3 protein-coding genes are annotated in these 3,255 nt (G+C 64.3%); all 3 read left to right on the top strand.

The window, feature by feature from the left end:
* Positions 1-2,253: xanthine dehydrogenase family protein molybdopterin-binding subunit (locus tag MUO23_10900; GenBank protein MCJ7513463.1), on the top strand; the 2,253-nt coding region annotated here is incomplete at its 5' end.
* A gap of 46 nt (positions 2,254-2,299) precedes the next feature.
* Positions 2,300-2,611, top strand: coding sequence for a hypothetical protein (locus MUO23_10895; protein MCJ7513462.1), 312 nt, complete (start codon positions 2,300-2,302; stop codon positions 2,609-2,611).
* A 73-nt stretch (positions 2,612-2,684) separates the two neighbouring features.
* The coding region (locus tag MUO23_10890) for an aminotransferase class V-fold PLP-dependent enzyme (protein ID MCJ7513461.1) at positions 2,685-3,255 on the top strand (571 nt) is incomplete at its 3' end.

The following is a 3,255-nucleotide window of genomic DNA, read 5'->3' as shown; positions in this document are numbered from 1 at the left end:
CCGCGTCAGGACGCCCTGGCCAAGTCGACCGGCGCCTTCGTCTACGGGATGGACTTCCATCTCCCGGGCCAGCTGTATGGAGCCATCCTGCGCAGCCCTCATCCTCATGCCTTGATCCGCTCGGTCGACGCTAGCCGGGCCCAGGCCCTCGCAGGCGTCGAAGCCGTACTGACCGCAGACGATCTGCCTGCCGGACTGTTGATGCCGGGCGTGGTTTGGGATCAGCCGCTGCTGGCGTCCGATCGCGTGCGATACCATGGCGAGCCAGTGGCGGCCGTCGCCGCCCGCACGCCAGCGATCGCCGAACAGGCCATCGCCTTGATCAGCATCGACTACCAACCCCTGCCGGCGATCGTCGACCCGGAGAAGGCGATGGAGCCCGATTCCCCGCTGGTGCACGAAGCCTGGAGCACCTACCGGGCGGAGGAAGGGCTGGTGCGCGAGCGCAACGTTTGCTGCCTCGCTTCCTTGCGAACCGGAGACGTCGAGGCAGGCTTCGCCGGCGCGGATTTCATTATCGAAGGTGACTACTCTACCGAAAGCGTCCACCAGTCGCACGTCGAACCGCGGGTGGCGACGGCGGCGGTGCTGCCAGGCCAACCTCCCACGGTCCATACCAATACCCAACTCCCCTATTGGATCCGCACGAATGTCGCCCATGTGCTTGGGGTGCCCGAGGAAGAGGTGCGTATCGTCCCGACCGGGATCGGCGGCACCTTCGGCTCCAAGCTGTATCCGCAGATCGAGCCTCTAACCGCACTCCTCTCGCGGCAGGCGCGCAAGCCGGTGCGCATGGTCGTCCCCTTGACCGACGAGCTGCTGGCGGGTCTGCCGCGCCATCCGACACGAACTCACCTGAAAACCGGCGTCATGCGCGACGGCACGGTTGTGGCGCGGACGGCTCGGATGGTGATGGACGGGGGCGCCTATGCCGGCTCAACGCCGGAAATCGCTTCCGTCGGCGTGCTGTGTCTCGGCGGGCCCTACCGGATTCCGAACCTGGCCATCGATGTCTATGGCGTCCTCACCCACAAGACCAACTTCGGTGCCTACCGCGGTCCGGGCGGGCCACAGAGCGTGTTTGCCCTCGAAACCCACATGGACGAGGTCGCATCGCGCATCGATATGGATCCGCTCGACCTACGCCTCCACAACCTCCTCGGCGAGGGCGACCAAGCCCCCAACGGGCAGATTCTGACGGCCGTCGGGCTGCGGGAGGCGGTCGAACGCGCGGCGCAGGCCATTGGCTGGAGCCAGCCGAGCGGGCCTCGCCGCGGCAAGGGCCTCTCGCTGGGATGGTGGACCACCACGCTCCAGCTGTCGACCTCCGAGGCCCTGGTCGATGAGGCGGGGAGAATCGTAGTCCGCGTCGGGACACAAGAGATCGGCACTGGGGCGATCATGGGGGGTGTTCGCCAGATCGCGGCCGAAACGATGGGGGTCGACCTGGAAGATGTGATCATCGAAGTCCAGGACACGCTTTCCGGATTGTGGGACTGGGGCTCCCAGGGCAGCCGGACGGTCTCGAACGTCGGTCGCGCCGCCCAATTCGCCTGCCTGGAACTGCGCCTCAGGCTTCTGACCCTTGCCGAAAAGCTCTTGGAAACGAGCAAGGATGCTCTTGAGTTGCGCGACGGCTTTGTCGTCGCCATTGAAGCACCGCAGGATCGCATTTCGCTCAGGGAACTGGCCCAGCGAGCGCCGGCCGACAGCCTGCGCAGCCGCGCCGAATCCCGCCCGGATCCGACAACCTACGACGACACTCGGCTGAAATCCTGCTTCTACCCGGCATTCCACTATCCCAGCTTCCACTGCCACGCGGCCGAAGTAGACGTCGACCCGGATACGGGAGTGGTTCGCGTGCTGCGCTACGCCGCGGCCCATGACATCGGCCGAGCGGTCAACCCCACGCTGATTGAGGGGCAGATCGAGGGCGGCGTGATGCAGGGCATTGGGATGGCCCTCATGGAAGAAGTGCTGTACGACCGGGAAGGCATGCGGACCAACACCAATTGGACCGATTACAAGCTTCCCACCATTGCAGACCTGCCGGAGATACAGGTGATCATTGTCGAGCACCCCTCGAGCCTGACGACCTTCGGCAGCAAGGGACTTGGGGAGTCGCCTGTAATCCACCCGCCGGCGGCAGTCGCTAATGCTATCGCTGCAGCCACGGGGGTCCGCTTCCGCTCTCTGCCAATCACACCGGAGAAGGTCGCGCTGGCTCTCCGCGATGCGACTCCTTCCGGCTAAACTATTGACGCCGCCCAAGGGGCGCTCAGCTTGAAGAGAGGGTCAGATGGCTCGGACGTATCACGTGGAAGTCATCAAGGCCAAGGGGGATCAGTCCGAGCTGGAGGACTTCCTGCGCAAGGAGTGCTTGCCGTACTGGCGCGAGCGAGGATTCGAAGTCCGGGTGTACTCCCGCCTGTACAGCCTCGGCGACGGTCCAACATGGCTGTTCACCGGCATGGAGCGGCTCTCGGATTTCGACCGCTGGCCAGCAATGGCCACGGGCGAGCCGAAAGGGCAAGAACTGATGAAGCGGCTGGAGGGGATGATCGATGAGCTCCACGCCAGCGTCATCCGCGATGTTGAGAGTGAAGATTGACTCCTATGGCATGTCCTTCGCTGGATAGGAGCCAGAGAACGAGGAGGGTCTTCCTGATCAGGTGGCAAGGACGATGAGCACACCCACACCCACACTCAAGCTGATGATCCCTGGTCCTATCCAACCGGAGGAAGAGGTCCTGGAGGCCATGGGAGGCCCGGTTCAGCCCCACTACGGCCCGGAGTGGACACACATTCACAATGAGACCCTGGACATGCTTCGGAAGGTGTATGGGACGAGTGGGGACGTGTTCATTCTCGTCGGATCCGGCTCGTCGGCCCTGGATGCCTGCTTAGGAAGTTCGCTTTCGACCGGGGAGCAGGTCGTGATCGGGGTCAACGGCTGGTTTGGCGAGCGCCTGGTGGCCATAGCCCAGCAGTATGGGCTGGAGGTCATTCCGGTTCACGCCCCCTGGGGGCAGCCTCTGGATCCAGCGGATTTCCGCAAGGCCTTTGAAGACTACCCACAGGCCCGCCTGGCGGCCATCGTTCACCTCGAAACCTCGACCACGATCGTCAACCCCATCCAGGAGATCGGCCCGATGGCGGCTCGTTATGGCCGCGTCCTGATGGTCGACGCCGTTTCCTCCTTGGGAGGCATCCCGATCCAGATGGACGCTTGGGGGATCGGGCTTTGCGCCTCTG

The sequence above is a fragment of the Anaerolineales bacterium genome, from assembly GCA_022866145.1.
In the GTDB taxonomy this organism is placed as follows: Bacteria; Chloroflexota; Anaerolineae; order Anaerolineales; family E44-bin32; genus PFL42.
This window is presented reverse-complemented; position numbering and strand designations above follow the sequence as displayed.